The sequence below is a fragment of the Psychrobacter sp. PAMC 21119 genome (genome assembly GCF_000247495.1).
GTDB lineage: Bacteria > Pseudomonadota > Gammaproteobacteria > Pseudomonadales > Moraxellaceae > Psychrobacter > Psychrobacter glaciei.
In genome coordinates this window covers 50,108-73,501 of the sequence record NZ_AHVZ01000006.1, presented here as the reverse complement: position 1 = coordinate 73,501, position 23,394 = coordinate 50,108, and the positions used below count along the sequence as shown (strand labels likewise).

19 protein-coding genes and 1 tRNA gene are annotated in these 23,394 nt (G+C 42.8%); 6 read left to right on the top strand and 14 right to left on the bottom strand.

Going from position 1 to position 23,394, the window contains the following annotated elements:
* Positions 1 to 129: 129 nt before the first annotated feature.
* Positions 130 to 1,362 (bottom strand): DUF4349 domain-containing protein, encoded by a 1,233-nt coding sequence (locus RH96_RS01440; protein ID WP_010196378.1) that lies wholly within the window; start codon positions 1,360 to 1,362, stop codon positions 130 to 132.
* Between the two features lie 239 nt (positions 1,363 to 1,601).
* On the opposite strand from RH96_RS01440, the gene RH96_RS01435 reads away from it, so the two are divergent.
* Positions 1,602 to 3,182, top strand: coding sequence for a CYTH and CHAD domain-containing protein (locus tag RH96_RS01435; RefSeq protein WP_010196376.1), 1,581 nt, complete (start codon positions 1,602 to 1,604; stop codon positions 3,180 to 3,182).
* Positions 3,183 to 3,336: 154 nt separating this feature from the next.
* On the opposite strand, the gene RH96_RS01430 is transcribed toward RH96_RS01435, so the two are convergent.
* Complete coding sequence (locus tag RH96_RS01430; RefSeq protein ID WP_010196374.1) at positions 3,337 to 3,852, bottom strand: L,D-transpeptidase; 516 nt, start codon at positions 3,850 to 3,852, stop codon at positions 3,337 to 3,339.
* A 140-nt stretch (positions 3,853 to 3,992) separates the two neighbouring features.
* Here RH96_RS01430 and RH96_RS01425 point away from each other — a divergent pair, with 140 nt between their 5' ends.
* Positions 3,993 to 5,270 (top strand): hypothetical protein, encoded by a 1,278-nt coding sequence (locus RH96_RS01425; protein ID WP_010196372.1) that lies wholly within the window; start codon positions 3,993 to 3,995, stop codon positions 5,268 to 5,270.
* Between the two features lie 115 nt (positions 5,271 to 5,385).
* On the opposite strand, the gene RH96_RS01420 is transcribed toward RH96_RS01425, so the two are convergent.
* Positions 5,386 to 6,624 carry an argininosuccinate synthase gene (locus RH96_RS01420; RefSeq protein WP_010196371.1) on the bottom strand — a complete coding sequence of 413 codons (1,239 nt, stop codon included), beginning with the start codon at positions 6,622 to 6,624 and terminating at the stop codon, positions 5,386 to 5,388.
* A gap of 352 nt (positions 6,625 to 6,976) precedes the next feature.
* Here RH96_RS01420 and pyrC point away from each other — a divergent pair, with 352 nt between their 5' ends.
* From pyrC to RH96_RS01405, 4 genes are all read left to right on the top strand, one after another.
* Positions 6,977 to 8,047, top strand: coding sequence for a dihydroorotase (gene pyrC / locus RH96_RS01415; RefSeq protein ID WP_026037065.1), 1,071 nt, complete (start codon positions 6,977 to 6,979; stop codon positions 8,045 to 8,047).
* A 303-nt stretch (positions 8,048 to 8,350) separates the two neighbouring features.
* The gene (rnt, locus tag RH96_RS01410) at positions 8,351 to 9,010 is read left to right on the top strand and encodes a ribonuclease T (RefSeq protein WP_141629675.1); all 660 of its coding nucleotides are present in this window, start codon (positions 8,351 to 8,353) and stop codon (positions 9,008 to 9,010) included.
* Positions 9,011 to 9,316: 306 nt separating this feature from the next.
* Complete coding sequence (locus RH96_RS14895) at positions 9,317 to 9,514, top strand: hypothetical protein (RefSeq protein ID WP_141629673.1); 198 nt, start codon at positions 9,317 to 9,319, stop codon at positions 9,512 to 9,514.
* Positions 9,515 to 9,568: 54 nt separating this feature from the next.
* Positions 9,569 to 9,644 (top strand) — tRNA-Glu (locus RH96_RS01405).
* A 652-nt stretch (positions 9,645 to 10,296) separates the two neighbouring features.
* Here RH96_RS01405 and RH96_RS01400 read toward each other — a convergent pair.
* From RH96_RS01400 to RH96_RS01350, 11 genes are all read right to left on the bottom strand, one after another.
* A complete protein-coding gene (locus RH96_RS01400; protein WP_010196365.1) occupies positions 10,297 to 10,920 on the bottom strand; it encodes a BLUF domain-containing protein in 624 nt (207 codons plus the stop codon).
* A 539-nt stretch (positions 10,921 to 11,459) separates the two neighbouring features.
* Positions 11,460 to 12,218 carry an IspD/TarI family cytidylyltransferase gene (locus tag RH96_RS01395; protein ID WP_010196363.1) on the bottom strand — a complete coding sequence of 253 codons (759 nt, stop codon included), beginning with the start codon at positions 12,216 to 12,218 and terminating at the stop codon, positions 11,460 to 11,462.
* A 148-nt stretch (positions 12,219 to 12,366) separates the two neighbouring features.
* Positions 12,367 to 12,675 (bottom strand): FtsB family cell division protein, encoded by a 309-nt coding sequence (locus tag RH96_RS01390; RefSeq protein ID WP_010196361.1) that lies wholly within the window; start codon positions 12,673 to 12,675, stop codon positions 12,367 to 12,369.
* Between the two features lie 95 nt (positions 12,676 to 12,770).
* On the bottom strand, positions 12,771 to 14,087 hold the full coding sequence (gene eno / locus RH96_RS01385; RefSeq protein WP_010196360.1) for a phosphopyruvate hydratase: 1,317 nt from the start codon (positions 14,085 to 14,087) through the stop codon (positions 12,771 to 12,773).
* A gap of 320 nt (positions 14,088 to 14,407) precedes the next feature.
* Positions 14,408 to 16,768 (bottom strand): heavy metal translocating P-type ATPase, encoded by a 2,361-nt coding sequence (locus RH96_RS01380; protein WP_010196359.1) that lies wholly within the window; start codon positions 16,766 to 16,768, stop codon positions 14,408 to 14,410.
* A gap of 355 nt (positions 16,769 to 17,123) precedes the next feature.
* The gene (locus RH96_RS01375) at positions 17,124 to 17,348 is read right to left on the bottom strand and encodes a heavy-metal-associated domain-containing protein (RefSeq protein ID WP_010196358.1); all 225 of its coding nucleotides are present in this window, start codon (positions 17,346 to 17,348) and stop codon (positions 17,124 to 17,126) included.
* A 177-nt stretch (positions 17,349 to 17,525) separates the two neighbouring features.
* Entirely contained in the window at positions 17,526 to 17,780 is a 255-nt protein-coding gene (locus RH96_RS01370) for a heavy-metal-associated domain-containing protein (protein ID WP_010196357.1), read from the bottom strand.
* Between the two features lie 27 nt (positions 17,781 to 17,807).
* Positions 17,808 to 18,683 (bottom strand): 3-deoxy-8-phosphooctulonate synthase, encoded by an 876-nt coding sequence (kdsA, locus tag RH96_RS01365; RefSeq protein ID WP_010196356.1) that lies wholly within the window; start codon positions 18,681 to 18,683, stop codon positions 17,808 to 17,810.
* Between the two features lie 229 nt (positions 18,684 to 18,912).
* On the bottom strand, positions 18,913 to 20,547 hold the full coding sequence (locus RH96_RS01360) for a CTP synthase (RefSeq protein ID WP_010196354.1): 1,635 nt from the start codon (positions 20,545 to 20,547) through the stop codon (positions 18,913 to 18,915).
* Positions 20,548 to 20,874: 327 nt separating this feature from the next.
* Entirely contained in the window at positions 20,875 to 21,996 is a 1,122-nt protein-coding gene (locus tag RH96_RS01355; protein WP_010196352.1) for a porin, read from the bottom strand.
* A 287-nt stretch (positions 21,997 to 22,283) separates the two neighbouring features.
* Entirely contained in the window at positions 22,284 to 23,330 is a 1,047-nt protein-coding gene (locus tag RH96_RS01350; RefSeq protein WP_010196350.1) for a porin, read from the bottom strand.
* Positions 23,331 to 23,394: the final 64 nt, after the last annotated feature.

Below are 23,394 nucleotides of genomic sequence, written 5' to 3'. Positions count from 1 at the left end.
AAAAAATCCGCCCTATATCATGTAGGGCGGATTTTTTATGTGAAGACGTTACCCACTATAAAGAATACAATCAAAAACTCAGTTGAATAACAAGCATCTCAAAAACTGACTCTCGATAGAAAGCGCGCTTTAATCGTTAGAATGACGGTCATCAGTATGGCTATTGCCCTTAGCTTTTATCTCAGACCTACGTTTTGCGTTGAGTTTTGCGTTGAGCTTGGCGTGGTTCATACGCCTAGTACTTCTACGAAATGTGCGATACAGTGTTTTTATAAGTCTATAAACCATATAAAACACCCCTACTAATACGACAAGCCACCATAGTCTAATCAAAGTGATGGCGACTTCTCTCAACATCTCCCAACCTTCTTTGAATGCCTGACCCACTTGTGTGCTAAAGCTTGGACGTTCAGCCTCTATCAGTAGATCTAAATTCTGCGTCGTTTCTTTATAGCTAATATCCGGTTGCGTAAAGGTTAAGTTGATCGTACTATATTTCACTCTGTCCGCAATATTCATTTGCTCTAACTGCGCATATTCCTGCTGTTGCCGCGCAGCATAGGTGGCGGCGATCGTATCGACATTACTGGTTTGATCTTTATCATTTTTGCTATCAAGCCGTTCTTGACTGAGATCCTTTGCCATATCGCTATTGAGCTTACTTGCCAGTTGCTCACGATATATATCCAAAGTGACGTCTTGAGCTGAGAACTCTTGCTCATTCAAAAAAGCCACTTGCTGCTGTACTTGTTTTAGGAACTTGTTCACGTTTTGTCTAGGGATACGTACGGTCATCTCAGCTTGTCGATAATAGGTTGTCAAAACAACATTCTTATCCCCTTGCACAAAACCACGACTATCACGCTCCCGATTGCTAATATGACTTGATGCAACGTAACCCTTTTGCTGATAGGTTAAACTTTCAATAGCGCTACTACTCTCTACCACATCCTCTACTTTAAAGTCAGCTGCCGCGTTGATAAGTAAGGTCTTACCTGCTATTTTGATATCAGCCGCTTGGCTATTAAGGGTTTGCTCACTATCATTAGATAGGTTTTGTACTTGTAACTTAGGTGAGTCTTCATTATTGGTATCTGATATATCAGCACCCTGATCCGCTATCTCTTCAATCGCTTGTTCCGTAGCCACATATTCGGTCTCAGCGCTACTTTGTTCTGATTCATATTCCTCATTTTGTTGACTGCAGCCACTAGCGATAATAGCAGTCAAGGCTATAACGCTACATACTTTAACCCAAGTCGCCGTTTGGAAGATGGAGTCACTGTAATCCGATGCTGACGTGTTTGATTTGAGGGCTTGTCTTACAGAAAAAGCCCCTGTCTTTTTTAGTCTCGTTTTCATCGCTGTAACTCCATTTCATCTTACTTTTGTTTAATTCCTTGCCTTGATTATAATGATTATTTGCCAAAAGTATATTGCTAAGCATAAAACGCATGCAAACTGTCAAAATTTCACTTGTCATTGTGAGGCAGCTTTCATACGATGTTAGTTAGTTGACTGTGATTGTCGAACTATAATTATCGAACCACTAATACCTGACTATGATTATCGAAATTTGATTACCTGACTAGGAAAATACGATGCAAGAAATAGAGCTGAAGTTTTTGGTGCCAGAATCGCGGTTAAAAGGTTTGATGCGTCAAACGCACGTTAAATCGTCACAAGTACTGCAACTGGCGGCACACTATTACGATACGCCTGACCAGCAGCTTGCACAAGCAAGTATAGGCCTGCGCATTCGCAAAGAAGGTGATACATGGGTACAGACTATCAAAGCGGGTGGTGATGGGATTGCGGCGCGCTTAGAGCATAATGCCGTGCTCGATAATGAGCAAGTACAGACGATGCTCGATAATAATGAGCTGACGCCTGATTTGACAATATATGAAGACACTCCAATCACTGAGGCATTGGCTGATTTTAAACTCAAAAAGCTAACAAAGACGCTAACACGACTTTATGTTACTGACGTCGAGCGCACTACGCGGTTGCTAACAGAAAGTAATGAGGATGAAACCGATAATTGTATCGAAATGGCTTATGATCAGGGAGAAATTATTCATGGTACTGATGAAACTCGGCGCAAAGCCATTCGAGAGATAGAGTTTGAATTGGTGTCAGGAGATTTAGATTTTCTATTTACGACTGCCAAAACATGGTGCAAGCGCTATAAGCTGTGTCTATCTACCGTCACCAAAGCCGAAAATGGTGGCTTACTTATTAATGAGCAGAGCCACAGTCCCGCAGTCAACGCAAACCGAAGTCAATTGCAAATAGACAAAGACAGTAGTGCACCTGCTTTTATACGTGCGGTCGTACACAATTGCTTATTGCAGATATTACCAAACAGCAGCGCTATCGTCGCTGGTAGTATAGATGACGATCATATTCTACAATTACGGATTGGTATTGATCGCTTGCGTACTGCGTTGAAAGCATTTGCTGAATTCTCTGATGAAATTAATCCTGAATGGCTGCCGATACTAAAGCAAACTGCAACCTTGCTTAGCGATTACTATCAACTTGCTTATATCAATACACAGATCGAACCTGAACTACAAGCATGTGGCGCGCCTGCCGTTGACTGGACAGCAGATATTGAAAATATCAAAATCACGCCCATCAATACGCTACAAGCCAATGACTTTCAGATAACCTTGCTAGAGCTGATTGCCTTTACTATGAGCGACCCTAGCATTGAACCTCAGACTGATCAGCTTGCCCGCGATAAGCTAACGAAAGTCCTCTCTAAACAATATAAAAAATGCCTTAAAACCAATAAAAAAACTGACGAAGTAAGTGTTACCGAGCTTATGAGTGATGATGTAGACGAAGACATCGCTGATAATGACCAACCTGAAAGCGAGTTGCTCAATCAGTTAAGAGATTTGCGTTACATCAGTGAATTCTCAGTACCTTTACTAAGTAAGAAAAAAGCTAAAAAGAAAACCAAACGTTGGCTAAAACGGCTGACAAAAGCGCAAAAAGCGTTAGAACAACTGAACGATGATAATCAATATCAGCAGTTCTACAATCTAAAATCAACAACAGATGCCAATGCTTTATATGGCGCGGGTTGGTTTGCAGCCATACTGACTGATGACCAAAGTCATATTGACGCACGTTTAGCAAAATTTGCGGACAGCTCAACGTTTTGGTAGTAGTAGTAGTAATATTATTTTTAAGACGGACACTACTCTCATAAAATAAGAACGTTCCATAAAAAATACAGCTTGTTGTATAACAGGCTGTATTTTTTTATCGTATTTAAATAGTGTCTATCAGCGCCATGGCTAAATTTGTACGCAACACGACCTAATCAACAACGATCGTAACGGGCATGCCCTCTTCGACTTGTTCAAACAGCTCAATAATGTCTTTATTACGCATACGTATACAGCCATGTGATAGTGGAGTACTCATTGGTTCAGTATCTGGTGTGCCATGAATATAGATATAGCGCTGATAAGTATCGCAACCACCTTGGCTATTGCTACCTTTGTTTAACCCTTCTTCGAGACCGCTCAACCAAAGAATACGGCTTAATATCCAGTCACGCTTGGGATGTAGCTCACCAAGATTTGCATCGTATATCTCGCCTGTTGGTACACGCCCGACAAATACAGCATTCATAGGCTCACTCCCACCTATTTTTTCTGCCACCACGTGCTTCCCTAGCGGCGTACAGCCACTATCTTGTTGACTACCCATGCCATTCTTTGCAGTGGAGACCACATATTGTACAGCTACAGTTTGCTGCTGGTACATCGTTAATGTTTGCTCAGCGATATTAATAACTAGTTGTTTATCAAGCGTCTTATTATTGGTCATAAATGCTTCCGACTATCAGTCATTCATCAGATTACTATCAAGGTTATTAGCAAAATGATTGAAAATTTCTATTATCAAGGGATTGTATCAAGACATTTGGCACCGTAATATAGGGGCACACTTTTTGATGCTAGCAGATTATGACGACTATTTCACCGACACGTGTGTCGATGTATGATTTTTTATATCATGATACCCAGCCGATGCTGTCACTTTTGGCCGATGCTGCACAGCTCTCTCTACCGCAAGCTCGCTTAGGGATGGATGCCAGTCTACAAGCCATCGTAAGTGCGCTGCTCGCCTATCAGCAGCGTTATCAGGGACAATCAGTCAGCAAAAAGCTATTTAGTCGTAGTGCTGTTAAAGAGTTACGACAGTATAACTCAATGAACTTTGCAACCATTAGCGCCACAATGTACCATCGTCACGATGCAGCAGATGCTGTATTTAGCGATAATGCCCGTGTCATAAAGGCAAGCGAACATATCGCTGAGAAGATTGATGCAACGACGCAACAGACTCAAACTCTACTCACCTCCTTGTGTGTGATTGTACTCCGTGAGCTGGCTATCTTGGCAGAATACAGTCAACTCGATAATGATGAGATCAATAAATGGTTTGCACTACAACCACAGTTTCTATCAGCGGCACGTTTTAGTCCAGAGCATACACATACCTTATCTGCTGAGACAGAAAGCAATAGTGACGTGCCCGAATCAACTACTGAAGTGGTAAAAGCTGTTGAAGCTATAGAGAACAACTCAGAGAGTAATGCGGAGCGTACTTTATTAAATGCTGAGCAGTTATCAAGCACTCCGCCTCCTTTTGATCCTTACTGGTATGAGCTGAGCGGATTCAAACCTGAAAACTATGAACCTGTGCAAGACATGCAGATGGCCACAGGTAACTATCTAAAAGCCATTGGCCGCTCACCTGACAACTTGCAACAAGGACGCCATAATGACATGTTGGTATTTGTAGAAATGCAGGCAATTGCGTTACCCCACCAACGCTGGCTGCTACAATTAGCCAAAATCTCGGATATCTATCTCAGCCGAAACCGTCTGCGCGTAAACTCTGAACCTGCCAATCCCCCGAAACCACCATTGGTTAGCTTGGGGTTGATCGGTGGCAATAACGACAATACACCGGCAACGATCAGTGAAAAACCGATTGAGTATGAGACCTCAACACCGCTTTGGAAAAATCCCGTTATTCTCATCATTCTTGTCGTCATCGGTATTCTTGGTGCGCTCGCCACTCTCAAATATCAAAGCCAAAAATCTGATGGTGCCATCCTTGCAACAGAAGAGGTCATAGAGCAAGACCTCCTCGAAGAACGTCAGCAGCAAGATGTGGCCATCGTAAAAGTAGACGATGATGAGCCTGTCATTGAAGACACTGCAAAAACTGAGTAGACACGGATAGTCATAAAAAAAGCAGCCGTAAAAAAAACAGAGGCACTATTAATATAGGCCTCTGCTTTTTTTGCGATTTAAATCTTCACTTAGCTATAAAAATCGTCCAGCAAACTTATTTTGATAAGTCACGACCACGGCTGGCTTCGATCGCCAAACGTAATCCGTTCAAACGAATAAAACCTTCGGCATCTTTTTGATCATACGCACCGGCATCATCTTCAAAGGTAGCAATTTTTTCATCAAATAGTGAATCGTCTGATTTACGACCGACGACACTCACAGCACCTTTATATAGTTTCACGCGAACGGTACCGTTGACATACTCTTGTGACTTGTCAATCAACGCCTGTAGCATCATACGCTCAGGGCTGAACCAGTAGCCGTTATAAATGATTTTTGCATAGCGCGGCATCAGCTCATCCTTTAGATGCGCAGCTTCACGGTCTAGCGTTAGCGACTCAATACCGCGATGTGCTTTTAGCATAATGTTACCTGCTGGCGTCTCATAGCAGCCACGTGACTTCATGCCTACATAACGGTTCTCTACGATATCCAAACGTCCGATACCATGACTGCCACCGATTTCGTTGAGCTTAATCATCACTTCATAAGGCTTGAGCCGCTCGCCATCGATAGCAACGATGTCGCCTTTTTCATATTCTAGCTCTAGATACTGGGCTTCGTCAGGGGCTTGCTCTGGGCTGACTGACCAACGCCACATATCATCTTCTGCTTCGGCATAGGGATCTTCTAAGATACCGCCTTCATAAGAGATATGCAGTAAGTTGGCATCCATAGAATACGGAGATTTTTTCTTATTACCTGCATAGTCGATGGCAATGTCATGCTCTTTGGCATATTCCATCAAGCTCTCACGGCTTGATAAATCCCATTCACGCCAAGGGGCAATGGTCACAACGTCTGGAGACAAGGCAACTGCACCAAGCTCAAAACGTACTTGGTCATTACCTTTACCAGTAGCGCCATGGCTGATCGCATCAGCGTTATGTTCTTTGGCAATCTCAACCAAACGCTTGGCAATTAATGGGCGTGCAATAGAAGTACCTAGCAGATACTCGCCTTCATAGATGGCGTTGGCACGGAACATTGGGAATACATAATCACGGGCAAACTCTTCACGCAAGTCTTCGATATGAATATGCTTGATGCCCATGGCTTTAGCTTTGGCTCGTGCTGGCTCAACTTCTTCGCCTTGACCGATATCAGCAGTGAAGGTAATCACTTCGGCATCATAGGTTACTTGTAGCCATTTTGCGATGATTGAGGTATCAAGACCACCTGAATAGGCCAGTACGATTTTATTAATATTTTTTGGATCAAGCTGAGCCATGAATAACTCCTATTATGAGAATTGACTGTGTGAACTATGCTAAGGGTAAAAGACGCTAAGAATCAATCAAAAGATACATTGCTTGCTCAGTGTACATCATATTTACTATCGGCAAAAGTGTAACTGCCACAAGGTGCTAGCTTTTGGTATTCATTTGCTTATCGTCTCACGCCATTATGTACATAAAATTCTCATTCATCTTGGCAAATGCACAATGACCCATAAATGATATACAGATATGTTGTCGCATATTTAGTCGCATATTTAGTCGCGCAGGCAAATCTGTTATTATAGCCACACAGCATCATTCCTTTTTATTCCCACAAATGACGATATAGAGCGCGATGACACTATGACTGATTCAATGACCGAATTGACCATCCTTCAGCCAGATGACTGGCACATTCACCTTCGTGATGACAGCGCCTTAGCCACTACCGTACCGCATGCAGCCAGTAGTTTTAACCGTGTTATTTGTATGCCAAACCTAGTACCACCTGTCAAAAATGTCGACGATGCGCGTGCCTATCGTGCGCGGATCATGGAGCATCTACAAGCTAGCGATTTGGCTGCAGAGCGCCAAGCAGCATTTGACCCGCGCATGACGTTATACTTAACAGATCGGACGACGGCGCAAGATATCGAAATGGCAGCACAGTCAGGTATCGTCCAAGCAGTCAAGCTCTACCCTGCTGGTGCCACGACCAACTCTGCAGATGGTGTCACTGATATTAATGCCTGTGTGGATGTCTTTGAAGCATTAGAAAGGCACAACCTGCCACTACTGTTGCATGGCGAAGTGACACAAAATCATGTGGACATTTTTGACCGCGAAAAACGCTTTTTAGATGAGGTATTGGCACAAATTATCATCAAATTCCCGACGTTAAAGATTGTGATGGAGCACATTACTACCAGTGATGCTGCTGACTTTGTCTTGGCGCAAGGCAATCACATTGCAGCTACTATCACCCCGCAGCATTTGATGTTTAATCGCAACCATCTGTTGGTTGGTGGCATTAAACCACACTTTTATTGCTTGCCTATCTTGAAGCGCGAAAGTCATCAAAAGGTATTATTAGATGTCGCCACCAGCGGCAATCCAAAGTTCTTCTTGGGCACTGACTCTGCCCCACATGCAACGGATAAAAAAGAAGCGGCTTGCGGCTGCGCTGGCTGCTATAGTGCGGCAACTGCTTTGCCTTTGTATGCCACCGCTTTTGATAGTGTTGGCAAAATAGACAAGTTAGAAGGGTTTGCGAGTCGCTTTGGTGCTCAATTCTATGGCTTGCCAGTCAATGAAAGCACGATTACCCTAATCAAAACGCCTATGCAAGTACCTGCAGGCTACCCTTATTTTGATGGCTCATCATTGACCCCGCTGATGGCGGGCGAGACGCTGCCTTGGTCTATCAAAGCATAGTACTTGTAAAGCATAGCACTTATAAAAAACAGTACTTATAAAACATAGCACTTATAAAGCAACCTCTGTATTTTATCCTATGATATCAATAATGCCTTTGTACTGAAGGAGCGGTTGATTTCATAGGATACTCATTTCTAATTCAATATAACAATACGACTGATAAAAGCGATTTAACCTGATATGACCACTAAAAACGATGCCGCCTTACCGAACGACAACCCATCAAGCAATGTAGATACTAGCCTCAATGTCGCGTCAACTATTCACCTCGAAGATACCGCAGCAGACGAGCAAGCGCCCATGATCTTGAAAGACCGTTTTCGCAAGTTTCTGCCTGTCGTCGTCGATGTGGAGACAGCAGGTTTTAATTCGCAAACGGATGCTTTGCTAGAAATTGCCTGCATTCCTGTATTACTCAATGAGCAGGGTGTGTTTTATCCTGGTGAGGCATTCAATGCTCATATCGAGCCCTTTGAAGGCGCGAATCTTGAGCCAAGCGCGCTTGCTTTTACTGGTATTGATCCCAACAATCCGATGCGTAAAGCCATTGCCGAAGATGAAAAAACCGCACTACGCCGAATTTTCAAAGGTTTAAAAGAAGTCCGCCGTGCTGAAGACTGCCGTCAATGTGTCTTGATTGGACACAATGCGCATTTTGATTTAGGGTTTTTAAATGCAGCCGTGCTACGTACCAACAGTAAAAGCCACAACCCATTCCATAATTTTTCAGTCTTTGACACGGTGACTCTATCAGCGCTTGCCTTCGGTCAGACAGTACTGGCACGCGCGTGTAAAGCAGCAGGGCTTGATTTTGACGGCAAAAATGCCCACTCCGCACTATATGACACCCAAAAAACAGCCGAGCTATTCTGTCATATACTTAACCATTATCCTATGCTGGCCAATGCGATGCATAATGAGGACACTAAAGAAGAATCGGGCGATAGCGATAATACATAAATCACATATCCTATGTTGCCAACCATACGTAATAGTGCTATTTATAATACTTGATGACTTTAACATCTTGGACATCTTGATTTGACAATCAATAGGGATAGGATTGATACCACTTTCAGTAAGTTGACAAGCCTTCCTGACTTTATGTAGTACTGTTAAAGGGACTTAATAGCTTACTTGCTTGCCACTATTGCACTCCCAAACGACGCTGTTATATCCTATAGATGGTTTAAGTTGCTCACACTGCCTTGATAGCTGCTATTAGTAGCACTGCTGCTGTTAAGGCGTAATAGGAGGGACTTTATTATGGATCCACAACTTAAGTTATGGGGCACCATCATCGGCTATATGCTGCTCGCCTTAACTATTAGTGCTTGCACGTCTCTATGGATTCGCCATCATTTAAAGAGTAATGACTTACATCCACGCCGTGCGCTCAAAAAAAGATACTTAATATTAAAAAGACGAAGAAAAAGGCTTGACAGCAAGCGCAGACGCCATTAAAATACGCACCACTTCGGCATAAATGGTGAAAGCAGCTGAGGTGTTGTGTTACTAGTCCCCATCGTCTAGAGGCCTAGGACACCGCCCTTTCACGGCGGTAACGGGGGTTCGAATCCCCCTGGGGACGCCACTATTTGGCGTCACTTATCAGCACTGTTACCGAAAGGCATCGGATAAGACTGATAAATGTACCATCAAAAAGTCCAATCACAATATATCGTGATTGGACTTTTTTTATGTCTGTTCGTTTTCTCGGTTTACTTTCCCGGTTTACTTTCTCGGTTTACTTTCTCGGTTTATTTTCCCGATTTACTTTCTTAGTATCGTAACTAACTGCTACTGTGACTTTCAAGCATGGACAAGCATGGACAAGCATGGACAAGCATGGACAAGCATGGACAAGCATGGACAAGCATGGACAAGCATGGAGTTATAGTCAGCTCACTATAAAAAAGACACGACAAATAAAAAAATCTGCCTATCAACCCTCTCCTTTATCTATTTTTCACTCCTGCTCTTATATCACAGTTATAATCAATACTAAATAAAATGGGTACACGACATTATGATGCATGACTGGTACAAATTTTTCTTACTTGCTGTGCCTACCTACGCAGACAGAGGCGACAAAAAATTTATATCAGCCACGTTGTCTCTTTTTATATTGACCTGACTATAATTATCAAAAGCTATCAAAATTCATAACAAAAAAAAGCCAGCAATTTTTGCTGGCTTTTCTGTATAAGCGGTCTACTTTTCATGACCTAAAAAATCAAAATATTCTAAAAAATCTTGTCCGATATCATAAACCACAATAGCGCTAATATAATCAGCGAGCCCAATACGGTCTGAATCAAGAAAAAGGCTTGGTGCTGTCCGACAACTTTACTTAAGGTTAAACCTAAAGTGCTATATTGTATCGGCTGACTGTCAGTTTCGCCTGTGCTGACATGCTTTTCATAATAACCTTGCAAGATATCTAAAAACTCCGTCCATTCGTCAGTGCTCCACGCATAAGGCTTAAACGGCATAAACTTCTTAAGCTTAGGCTCTTTAATCATCCAGCGCTCAAGAGTAATCGAGCGCAGTGACCAACCAGCGAAACGACGATCTTCCAGTGCTGAAAAATCTAAAATGGTTAAGTCTTTATGTCGATCATCCATTATCAAGCGATTTTTTAGATTGGTTAACGCTTGCTCACTACCTTCCACACACTGTAAAAAGTAACCATTGCCGTAGCAAAGAATACCCGTAATATTATCAGCTTTGTTATGTTTGCTGGCGACTTCTGCGATATCGTTCAGTGTACTGGCGTTTGATAGACCAGTCGACGTAATGCGGCTCAAATACACAAGTTGGCAGAGATCTGTCGTTACTGGATTTGTCGAATCATTGATTGTTGACAATCAGCTTCCCCTATTTTCAGGTAAATGTAGCTAAGACAACCATACTAACTTTAGAAAAAACATAGAGACAAGACCTTCGAAAACATCGAATTGGCTTAGTATATTATTGATTTTATAAACGTTTATATTAATTGTATTAAGTTGGTTACATCATAGGCTAGTTTAGTCATCAAATCAATATATGTTTATATTACATCATTAAGTAGCAATACTACCTAATATAATATATTCATTCATAATGAGAATGTAGGGTATGATTTTTTAATATTGGTAGCATAAGCAGACAATATGATGGAAAGTTAATGGTGAAAAACGTGATAAATTAGTGATGAAACCCTCATTTAGATTGTAAGATTGGTACATAATGCTACTTATGACAATATCACTTGCTGCGTTATGTAAACTCATTAATATGCCAGCATAATGATTTGGACCAATAACAAGTAGTGAAGGTAAGCCAATAAAGAGAAGGTTGTTTTTTGATAGTTATCAAAATAACTAAGCTTTCAGATAGTGATTTTTCAAATTGAGGATATGACCTAAGACTGGGCTTTAAGAATCGCTGCGAGCAAGATAGCGTCATCAGGATAGGTAAGCTTGATGTTTTGGCGACTGCCAGTCACTAGACGAATAGGCAGTGCTAAGTATTCAAATGCACTGGCTTCATCGGTGATATCGAGTTTGTGTTCAGCCACATGCTTCAATACTTGTCTTAGCTGTCCTAAACGAAATACTTGCGGCGTTTGGGCTTGCCACATATTACTGCGATCAATCGTTTGTTTAACATAAGCACTAGACGTGTCTTTGTTTACGTTTAGAGAATCACGCATAAGCTCAGAGTGAGCGCTGGATTGTTTGCAGGATTGCTTTAGAGTGTCAGCAACAGGGGTCGCTAAGATAGCGCCATAAGGCTCAAGCATTGCCGCTTCAATGACTTGTTCAATATCATGAGTGGGAACTGCTGGACGCGCAGCATCATGAATGAGCACCAAGTCTGAGTCATCCACACCTGTACTAACGATCGCCTCTACCCCCGCCTGTACAGACTGCCAGCGCTCAGCGCCGCCAATAGCATAATGAATTGGAAGCGCAAAATTGAGCGTCTCTGCTTTGCTATCATCTGCTGCGACGACCAATAAACATTTATCAATATAAGCACTACATCCAAGCCGTGCCACACTGTGCTGTAGCAAGGTCTGCCCTTGCAGCATAGTATATTGCTTGGCGATAGAGGCACCAAAACGATTACCGCGACCAGCAGCGACGATCATGGCATGTATATTAGGTGTGGTATTCATAAGGTTGTGTTCATAAAGTAGTAATCAGGGTTTGCTTGCATGATGATATGACTGGGAAGGTATGAGTATTAAGAGGAGGAGTAATAGCGGTTTCGAGAAAAGCAAAGCCATCGTGATCAATTAACACTCATTACGATGGCGTTAAAAATTAGTAGCGACTGTGCGTCGTTGGTGCAGTTGATACTTGGACAAACGTCTCATTTGGCTTAATCAAACCTAAGTCTAAACGCGCATGCTCTTCTACTGCCTCAAGTCCATTTTTTAAATCATAGACGTCAGTACGTAATAAGTTATTTGCGGCCACTTGATTGTCATTTAAGCGTTGCTGATCTTCAGTCTGAGTCAGTAGTTTATTATGCTCAAAGCGCCCATTTTCACCCAGCCAATATTGATATTGCAGTCCTAACAGCACCGCAACGGCTAAAGCAAGTAGTATAAATTGGCTAAAGTATTTCATGTGATAGGCCAAACGATAGAGAGATAATAAAATAAATACCAGCTAAGCTTGCTAGACAATATATCAAAAATGACATATTGCCTAACCTTAGCTAATTAGCCACGTAGACCGATAAACTCTTCGCGACCACGGTAGCTTGCACGTACTTGTTGCTCGATACGTAATAGCTGGTTGTATTTCGCTACGCGATCTGAACGGCATAGTGAGCCAGTTTTAATCTGACCGGCAGCAGTACCAACGGCTAAATCTGCAATAGTGCTGTCTTCAGTTTCACCTGAACGATGCGAGATAATCGTCGCATAACCATTTTTCTTCGCCAAATAAATCGCATCTAGCGTTTCTGACAAAGTACCGATTTGGTTGAATTTAATTAAAATCGCGTTGGCAATATGCTTATCAATACCTTCTTGTAAGATAGCAGGATTGGTCACAAATAAATCATCACCAACCAATTGGACTTTATCACCAATCTGCTCAGTTAAGTATTTCCAACCATCCCAATCAGATTCATCAAGACCGTCTTCGATAGAGATAATAGGATATTGACGCGCCAACCCTACTAAATAATCTGAGAATCCTTGGCTATCAAATGCTTTATTACCCTCGCCTGCCAAGATATATTGACCGTTTTTATAAAACTCACTAGCCGCACAATCTAACGCAAGATGAATGTCTTCGCCTGCTTTGTAGCCGACTTGCTCGATCGCTTGCATGATAACGGTAATAGCTTCTTCGTTACTACGTAGGTTCGGAGCAAAACCACCTTCATCACCGACTGCTGTACTCAAGCCTTGTGATTTTAGGACGGACTTTAGACTGTGGAAAATTTCCGTGCCAGCACGTAATGCTTCTGAGAAGCTGGTGAAACCAACTGGCTCAATCATAAACTCTTGGATATCGATTGTGTTATCTGCATGCTCGCCACCATTTAAGATGTTCATCATGGGTACAGGCATGGTCAGCGACGTCTGGTTGCGCAAATTGGCGATGTATTGATGTAGTGGCAAACTTTGTGACTTGGCAGCGGCTTTTGCAGTGGCAAGAGACACGGCTAGCATCGCATTGGCACCAAGGCTGTCTTTGTTTTCTGTACCATCTAGCGCAATCATGGCATCATCGATACCTTGCTGCTCGGTGACCTCTTTATCCATCAACGCACTGCGAATCTGGCTATTGACGTTGGCAACGGCTTTTTTGACGCCCTTGCCCATATAGCGGTCTTTGTCGCCATCACGTAGCTCAAGTGCTTCACGTGAGCCAGTAGACGCGCCACTTGGGGCAGCAGCACGGCCGACAGTACCGTCAGCTAAGATAACATCGACTTCAATCGTTGGGTTACCGCGCGAGTCTAAAATCTCACGAGCACGAATGTCTTTAATTGCGGCAACGTTGGTGGTTTCTTCAGCGTACATAATGTCTGTTAATTCCTTTGGTCATGCCAAGTTTGTGGGATAAATAACGGCAACTAGAATACAAAAAAGATAAAGCAAAATATCATATAGCCCTATACCTAGACCAGATTTTTCTACTGATATACTCGGCTAGTTTTGAGCAGGCTTCAGGGTTTGTTTAGTACTTTAATCGTCAGCTATAGTGCTTGGCATCATAGCATAAATTTTGCCAAACTTCCCTTATCTTGCACCGACTGGCGCTGATAAAATCACACTTAGATAAACAAATTACCAATTATGGATTTGTCTCAGCACCTATAATATTAAAAGCCATATGACTCTTATGCTTTTGTTAGACGTCCTGTTTTAGCGTGGGAGCCAGATACTGTGTTATCCAGCTCAACCTTTGTTTTAAATTGGGTCAATCGTAAGGCATTCATTAATACTGAAATAGAGCTAAGCGCCATCGCAGCGGCGGCAATCATAGGGTTTAAGAAACCAAAAGCAGCCAGCGGAATACCCAAGCAGTTATAAATAAAAGCAAAAAACAGATTTTGCTTGATGTTGCGCACTGTTGCATTAGCTATTTTTTGCGCGGCATCAATATGCATCAATGACTCACCCATCAAGCGTGCAGACGCACTATGCTGGGCGACATCTGTGCCTTCAAACATGGCAAAGCTTGCATCGGCAGTTGCCATCGCTGGCGCATCGTTGACGCCATCACCTGCCATTGCGACTTTGTGACCAGCTGTTTGCAACAAGGCAATCTGGCTCGCTTTATCGCGCGGACTCATCTTGCCATAAGCTTGCTTGATACCCAGCTGCCCTGCGACATGATCGACGACGGATTGCTTATCACCACTCATCAAAATAACATTGATACCAGCATCTTGCAGCGCAGTAATGGCCTGAGGGGTATCGGCTTTTAAATCATCAGCTAAAGCAAAAGCACCTAAGGCTTCATCATTAATGCTAATGGCAACGGTACTGGCGATTTGCCATACCTTTGGCATCAGCTTTGGTAGCGTTAAATTGGCAAATTCTGCGGTGCCGACTTTTACCACACCCAAACCTTCAATGTTCGCTTGTATACCAGCGCCTTTAACGACACTAATATCCGTAACATTCATTAGTGGCAGATTACGGTCTCTGGCAGTATTTATTAACGCGGTGGCTAACGGATGACTGGCATGCGCCTCAACGCTGGCGGCAATTTGTAATACATCATCCACAGCAAGCGACTTATCAACCATTACCTGATCGACGATAGTCGGTTTACCAATAGTCAATGTACCCGTTTTATCGAGCACGACCGTATCGATACTACCTGCCGCCTCAAGGCTTTGGGCATCTTTAAACCATACTCCATGACGCGCAGCGACCCCCATACCAGCCATAATAGCCGCTGGCGTGGCTAAGCCAAGCGCACAAGGACATGCAATGACCAATACTGATACGGCATGCATTAGGGCAGTATCAACCATACCTGTTAGCCACCATGTGACCCCAAAGGTGACTAGAGCAATCGTTACCACCACTGGTACAAAAATAGCCGTGACTCGATCAGCTAGACGCGCCAAGTCGGCTTTTGAGCCTTGGGCATCGCTGAGGGCTTGTACCATATCACCCAGCTTCGTATCACTGCCTTTAGCACTGACGCGATATAGTAAGCTGCCGTTTTCGACTAAAGCGCCTGCTAGCAGACTATTACCCTCTTCTTTTTTGAGAGGTACTGACTCACCCGTTAAGTGACTCTCCACACACCAACCACTACCTTCGATGACTACCCCGTCCGTTGCCACACGGCTGCCTTGTTTAGCACGCAAAATATCACCCACTTGCACGTCTTTAAGAGCCACACTATGAAAATCACCATTTGGCTGCTGCTGTTCAACTTCATCAGGCGTTAAAGACAATAATAAATCAATACTATTAAGGCTGTGTTTTTTGGTACGTTCTTCTAAATATTTACCCGTTCGCACAAAAGCAATAACCATCACCCCAGCTTCAAAATACACAGCAGGGCTATTGCCAGTCCCATGACCACCAGCGTGACCACTTTGTAGCAGGCTATTTAACGTACCATCGCCATGCGTCAGCCACAGATATGTTGAATACGCCCATATAGTTACTGTACCAATGACGACCAGCACATCCATATTAGCAAGACCACCTTTGATGGATGCCCAAGCGCTCTTATAGAACGGTAATGCCAAGCCAAATTGTACAATCGTCGCTAGGACAAACTGAATCCAAACCGGTGGCATCCACGCCATACCAAAGCCTGTCAGCATACCTGCCATACCAACTAAAAACGGCAGCAAACATAGCCACAAGCCAATCAAGCGCCACGGGTACTGAGTCGCCGCATCTTTATCCGCTTGGGCAAACAAACTATCAGCTGCCTGCAAGTTGGCAACGAAACCAGTTTTATTTACCCATTCTGTGACTTGCTCAGGCGTCGTCTGGGTCGGATCATAATCGACATTCGCGGTCTCACCAGCGAAGTTCACACTCACCTCGTATACCGACGGCTTTTTATTGAGCACCTTTTCAATTCGCGAGGCACAGGCCTGACACGTCATGCCATCAATAGCCAACTGTAAGTGCGCACGCTGCGGCGCGAGCGGCGTATTGGATTGAATGTCAGTTTCTACATCGTAGGCGTTATGATTGTCAGTTTGGGTAGAATCATTCATAAATAAAACTCGGTATGGCGTTTATGCGTTATGGCGTTATGGCGTTATAAGGTCGTCTGAGCTAAAACAACAACCCAGTGGAGGGGACATCTAAGTCAAACAAGTAAAACATTCTGCTATTGAATATTACTGTAATCGAATCGAATAATTAGCATGCTATTATCATCAGTAATGGCAATAATGCTAAATAATGATCCTAAATGGTCATGATTGGTAGTCATTCAAATTATTTAATTTCTTTGACTTCTTCAGCTATATTGAAAAGGATAGCTCTATATTTTGACGCTACTATCAATAATTTTTAACCATTAAAAAACCAGCTATGATAGCCGGTTTTTTATACAAATGGATAAGATTAAGCGTTAGCAACGGTAGCATCAAAGCCAGCGTCATCGATAGCTGATGCAATGACTTCTGCACTGGTTTTACTATCATCAAAGGTGACCGTTGCTTGATTGTCTGCAAGCTCGATACTGATATCATCTAGCCCATCAATATCGGCGGTGGCGTTATGGACACTAGCCACACAACCACCACAAGTCATGCCGTCGATTTTAATGATACGTGTTTGGTTTGCCATGTTCGGCTCCTTATTTTTATTAGTGAAAATAACCTTGATAGCTGTTCTTTAATATTTACGTTTTAAAACTTATCAAAGCTACACTAAACAAGCATAAGCGCTATCATCCTCAGTAACAAGACTGTTTGGTTGTTACTTTATTAAAAGACCTATCATCAAAGAATGTTTTGCTCAACGCTAATCATCATGATGTGGATTTTGCGGTGCATCGATAGGAAACGGTTGGGTAACATAATCGACCATGCTAATCGCGGCAGTTAAGGCGTGAATGCTGGTATCGGTATCATCATAGCGCACGGTTGCAACGTCGTTATCAGGGTCAAGCTCAATCGCAGTGACTCCTGTAATATTCTTAAGTGCAGTCATCAAGCTATCAAGACCTTCAGCGTCATCGATATTTTCAATACTGACTTGTGCAACTTGTATGGCCATTATCTTACCCTCTTATAATCTATACTATTAATGAGTATCTAATATCTCAAAGCCTTTAACGAGATCATCAATTTGCTTAAGCTGACGTAAAAATGGCTCTAACTGACTCATTCTTAAGGCGCACGGACCATCACATTTTGCGGTTTCTGGATTTGGATGCGCTTCCAAAAACAACCCTGCCAATCCAGTTGCCATACCTGCACGTGCAAGTGTCGTGATTTGCTCACGTCGTCCACCGGCGCTATCACTACGACCACCCGGCTGCTGCAAACTATGGGTGACATCAAAAAATACCGGTATGTCCATCTGCTTCATGGTATCGAAGCCCAGCATATCGACGACCAAATTATTATAACCAAAAGCACTACCGCGCTCACAAAGTATCAGCTTGTCATTACCACCTTCGAGGCATTTATTGACGATATGGCGCATCTCATGCGGCGCTAAAAACTGCGCTTTTTTGATATTAATAATCGCATCGGTCTTCGCCATCGCATGCACCAAGTCAGTCTGACGCGATAAAAAAGCGGGCAATTGGATGATATCAGCAACTTCAGCGACGGGCGCTGCTTGATACGGCTCATGCACGTCAGTAATAATAGGCACTTGGAACTTTTCTTTAATTTGTCCCAGCCAATCGATACCCTTCTCCAGACCTGGGCCTCGATACGAATGCAGGCTTGAGCGATTGGCCTTGTCAAAACTGGCCTTGAACACATAGCCGATGCCCAAACGCTGACAAATCTCGACATACTGCTCAGCAATTTCGAACGCCAATTCTTTGGACTCTAAGACATTCATACCACCGAACAGCACAAAGGGCTGATCGTTACCAATATTAATGGTGTTATTATTCGGAGTCTTAAGCTGAATATGTGATTGCGCTGTTAATAGATTTTCCATGAAACCCTTGTCCTCTTTATTGTTATCAACACGTTTATCCCATATTGTAACCGATAGCCCAATTAAAAAAAGTATCCAAGCGTAATTAGATATCGCTAACTAAAAGAATATCTAAACAACCATTATCACCCGTCAAATTAAGCAAAAAAAAGACCAATCCGTAGATCAGTCTTTTTTGGTGAAAATAACGCTTTCACACTATATTTCACAACACTTTACATTTTAACGATTACTTTGTTTCGCTATGATTTTTTGCGGCTTTCACAAAGCTGTTAAATAGTGGATGACCACCACGTGGCGAGCTGGTAAATTCAGGATGGAACTGTACGGCAACAAACCATGGATGCTCTCTAATCTCAACCGACTCAACCAAATGCTGCTTGGCAGAATAACCCGATATCGTCATGCCTGCTTGCTCTAATGGCTCGATGTAACGGTTGTTCATCTCATAACGATGGCGATGACGCTCAGTGATATTGCTAGCGCCATAGATTTGGCTCAGCTTGCTACCAGCGACTAGCTCGGCTTGCTGTGCGCCTAAACGCATGGTGCCACCAAGGTCCGAGTCGTCACTGCGAATCTGTAGCTCGCCGCGCTCATCTAACCATTCAGTGATCAGACCAATGATTGGCTCAGCAGTCTTGCGATCGAACTCAGAAGAGTTGGCATCGATATTCATCACATTACGTGCGTATTCGATAACGGCCAACTGCATACCAAGGCAAATACCCAAATATGGCACGTTGTTTTCGCGAGCATAAGTAATGGCTTTCATTTTACCCATGGTACCGCGCTCACCAAAGCCACCGGGCACTAAGATAGCATCGGCATCATTAAGCTGTGCAAATAAAACATCGTCGCCTTCCAATCGTTCGGCATCGATATAATCAATTTTCACATCTACTTTATGAGTGATACCAGCATGTAATAATGCTTCGTTAATTGACTTGTACGCATCAGGCAGCTCGACGTATTTGCCGACCATCGCTACGGTGACCGTTGATTCAGGATTGAGCTGGGCTTCAACGACTTTGTCCCAATCGCTCAAATCTGCTTCAGGTACATCCAAACCAAAGCGCTCACAAATCAAATCATCAAGATCTTGCTCATAAAGGGTACGCGGTATTTGATAAATACTTTGCGCATCTTCACACATGATGACCGCGCGTTCTTCGACATTGGTAAACAACGCAATCTTACGGCGATTGTCTTGTGAGATGTGATGATCAGAGCGGCAAATTAAGACATCAGGCTGTAAACCAATAGAACGAAGCTCTTTAACCGAATGCTGGGTAGGCTTGGTTTTGGTTTCGCCGGCGCTGGCAATATAAGGTACCAAGGTCAAATGCATCAGCATGGCGCGATTGCGACCTAGCTCTACTTGCATCTGGCGTACCGCTTCCATAAAGGGTAGTGACTCGATGTCACCGACCGTACCACCAATCTCAATAATAGCGATATCATAACCCTCACCACTGGCAAGGATTTTGCTCTTAATCTCATCAGTGATATGCGGGATAACCTGCACAGTACCGCCCAGATATTCACCACGGCGCTCTTTATTCAGTACATTCTGATAGATGCGACCACTGGTAAAGTTATTACTCTTACTCATCTTAGAGTGGCGTAAAAAACGCTCATAATAACCCAAATCTAAATCCGTCTCCGCCCCATCTTCAGTGACGAACACTTCGCCATGCTGGAACGGACTCATGGTACCTGGATCGACGTTAATATACGGATCCATCTTGGTCATTGTCACGTTCACACCGCGCGCTTCAAGTATCGCAGCAAGAGAAGCAGCAGTGATACCTTTTCCTAGTGAGGACACTACCCCACCGGTCACAAATATAAACTTGGTCATAGTACTCTTTCGGTAATTGGTAAAGAAGGATTTTACTAAAGATACGCCAAAAAATATAGGGCAAAAGCGCAAACTATCCGAAACTCTTAGTTTTTGCTCAATGTTTATTGATTAAAACCGCATAATAAAAAAACTCACCCCGAAGGATGAGCTTTTTAGCAGAGTATTTATGCAGCATATAGTCGATACTAAATAAAATAGATACACGACCTTATAATGCGTGACTGGTACAAATTTTTCTTGCTTGCTGTGCAAGTGCAGACAGAGGCTACAAAAATTTATATCAGTCACACTGTCTCTTTTTTATATTAAACTGACTATATTGAGTTAGAATTTATATTCTAAACCGCCACCGATAGCAAATACATCCGCATCACCACGAGCTTTAACTGAGTCAATGGTGTCATCAGCATTGTTTCTAACAACGAGCAGACCGTTCTCTAAATCTGCAGAGTTTTGACCGATATAAGCATGAGCAATCATATTGTCTTTGAACTTATATTTACCGCCCAATACGATTTGGTCTGAGTCGTTGCCATCAAGGCCAGCCAAGTTCTCAGTCTTATCATACTGAAGATAAACAGACGCTGGGCGAGCAAAGTTAGTTAGACCCATCTCAGCACTAACGACCAACCCTTTCTCTTCATCATCTGAATTATCAAAATCAACTTGCTGGTATAGCGCGCCTAGCTTCACTGGATAAGCCATGTATTTGCCCAAATCGACACTGGCACTACCACGTAGAATCTCACCTGTGACGCTCATGTCTTTGTCATAACCAACACCTGCAGTAAAGCCAGTACCTGGATCAAACATCAATGAAGCACCAAAGCCACTGTCACGATCATCGCTATCAGAGACAAAAGACTCATCAGCACCGTATTGTAGGGCAAGCTCTAATGGTAAACCATTGTATTTGGGTGCAATCCATACGATTGAATTATTAATACGCTCACCATCAGTCAAGGTAAGCGCTTCACTCAGTGTACCATCACCACCAAGAGAGCTTGAGCCGATATTATCCCAATAACCTTCATTAACGGTTACGTTGTTGACGTAATCTGAAACTGAGTAGTTGCGACCAAAGCGAAATTGACCGTAGTCTTTATTTTTAAAACCTAGGTAGGTATCACGGCTTTTAAAGCCAATGTTGCTGCTACCACTGTCATCTATTTTAATACCATACTCTAATTGATAAATCACATCGGTATTAGCAGTTATTGCTTCAGACCCTTTGAACCCTAGTCGTGAAGAATGTGAGCTGACTTGTACTGAGCTGCTGTCTTCATTGATATTGATAGTGTCGTTAGGCAGATCCATAGACTGACGATCAAGCTCAGCGTTGACATAGTTAGCAGTGACGAATGCTTTGCCATAAACCGTTGGTGCGGCTTGAACAGTAGAAACGGATAGCGCTGCGATTGCTGAGGCCAAAAGTAGTTTTTTCAAAGGGTATCTCCACTTGACGATTTGAGTGATAAATTGGCTAAGATTGACTGACATATACAATGGTATTGCTACAAAACTCCAAGACCATGATATGTAACGAGCCACCAGAACGGCTTAGACACTACTTTATCAAGCAAATATTACAGTAAGATGAAAAAACAAAATTTACATGCCTGTAACTATCTATTTTAAGAACGATTAAAATGAAGGGCTACTTTCTTTTTTCATATAAAAAAAGACTCATCCCGAAGGATGAGTCTTTTTATACTATCTACTTGAGTGTGATACTAGAATAAGTATTCTAGACCGCCACCAAGTGCGAATACGTCAAGATCAGTATTGGTATTCTTGTCTTCAGCAGAGTTGTTACCAACATAAGCATGAGCAATCATGTTGTCTTTAAAGTTGTACTTACCACCTACAACAACTTGATCTGAATCACGGTTATCAAAACCAGCCAAGTTTTCAGTACCATTGTACTGTACATATACAGATGCTGGACGAGCAAAGTTAGCTAGACCCATTTCAGCGCTTACAATTAGACCTTTTTCATCTTCAGCGCCGCCATCGAAATCAGCTACTTGATACATGGCACCTAGCATAACTGGATAAGCCATGTATTTACCTAGATCAACAGTAGCACTACCACGTAAAAGATCACCAGCTTGGCTCATGTCTTTTTCGTAAGCAACACCAGCAGTGAAGCCTGTACCTTGGTCAAACATCAATGAAGCACCATAACCACTGTCACGGTCGTCATTGTCAGAAACAAATGACTCATCAGCACCATACTGAAGAGCAAGCTCTAAAGGCAAGCCGTTGTATTTAGGGGCAATCCATACGATAGAGTCATTGACACGGCCGCCATCAGCCATAGTTACAGCATCAAGAACATCGCCTTCCATATCCAGATTACTAACACCTAGGTTATCCCAAAAACCTTCAGTAACAGTAACGTTGTTGATGTAGTCAGTTACTGAATAGTTACGACCAAAACGGAACTGACCGAAGTCTTTGTTGTTTAGACCAAGGTAAGTATCACGGCTCTTTAAGCCGATGTTGTCATCAGTACCATCGATAGCGATGCCATACTCTAACTGATAGATAACATCAGTGTTAGCCGTCATTGCTTCAGAACCTTTAAAACCAAGGCGTGAAATGTTTGAGTTGATTTGTACTGAATCACTATCTACGTCGAATTGATCATCGTTACCGTCACGCTCAGCGTTTACATAGTCAGCAGTAACGAAAGCTTTACCATAAACAGTAGGTGCTGCGTTGGCTGCAGATACAGATAGGGCTGCGATGGCTGTAGCTAAAAGTAGTTTTTTCATGGGGTATCTCCACTTTACAATTGTAGTAATGAGCAAGCTATGATTAGCCGGCGCCCATAATGGT

Bases quoted from the DNA above. Each gene is read 5' to 3' on its own strand.
- RH96_RS01350 (WP_010196350.1), bottom strand. From the start codon at position 23,330: ATGAAAAAACTACTTTTAGCTACAGCCATCGCAGCCCTATCTGTATCT.
- rnt (WP_141629675.1), top strand. From the start codon at position 8,351: ATGATCTTGAAAGACCGTTTTCGCAAGTTTCTGCCTGTCGTCGTCGAT.
- RH96_RS01380 (WP_010196359.1), bottom strand. From the start codon at position 16,768: ATGAATGATTCTACCCAAACTGACAATCATAACGCCTACGATGTAGAA.
- RH96_RS01395 (WP_010196363.1), bottom strand. From the start codon at position 12,218: ATGAATACCACACCTAATATACATGCCATGATCGTCGCTGCTGGTCGC.
- eno (WP_010196360.1), bottom strand. From the start codon at position 14,087: ATGTACGCTGAAGAAACCACCAACGTTGCCGCAATTAAAGACATTCGT.
- RH96_RS14895 (WP_141629673.1), top strand. From the start codon at position 9,317: ATGGATCCACAACTTAAGTTATGGGGCACCATCATCGGCTATATGCTG.
- RH96_RS01375 (WP_010196358.1), bottom strand. From the start codon at position 17,348: ATGGCAAACCAAACACGTATCATTAAAATCGACGGCATGACTTGTGGT.
- RH96_RS01370 (WP_010196357.1), bottom strand. From the start codon at position 17,780: ATGGCCATACAAGTTGCACAAGTCAGTATTGAAAATATCGATGACGCT.
- RH96_RS01435 (WP_010196376.1), top strand. From the start codon at position 1,602: ATGCAAGAAATAGAGCTGAAGTTTTTGGTGCCAGAATCGCGGTTAAAA.
- RH96_RS01420 (WP_010196371.1), bottom strand. From the start codon at position 6,624: ATGGCTCAGCTTGATCCAAAAAATATTAATAAAATCGTACTGGCCTAT.
- kdsA (WP_010196356.1), bottom strand. From the start codon at position 18,683: ATGGAAAATCTATTAACAGCGCAATCACATATTCAGCTTAAGACTCCG.
- RH96_RS01440 (WP_010196378.1), bottom strand. From the start codon at position 1,362: ATGAAAACGAGACTAAAAAAGACAGGGGCTTTTTCTGTAAGACAAGCC.
- RH96_RS01425 (WP_010196372.1), top strand. From the start codon at position 3,993: ATGACGACTATTTCACCGACACGTGTGTCGATGTATGATTTTTTATAT.
- RH96_RS01390 (WP_010196361.1), bottom strand. From the start codon at position 12,675: ATGAAATACTTTAGCCAATTTATACTACTTGCTTTAGCCGTTGCGGTG.
- pyrC (WP_026037065.1), top strand. From the start codon at position 6,977: ATGACTGATTCAATGACCGAATTGACCATCCTTCAGCCAGATGACTGG.
- RH96_RS01360 (WP_010196354.1), bottom strand. From the start codon at position 20,547: ATGACCAAGTTTATATTTGTGACCGGTGGGGTAGTGTCCTCACTAGGA.
- RH96_RS01430 (WP_010196374.1), bottom strand. From the start codon at position 3,852: ATGACCAATAATAAGACGCTTGATAAACAACTAGTTATTAATATCGCT.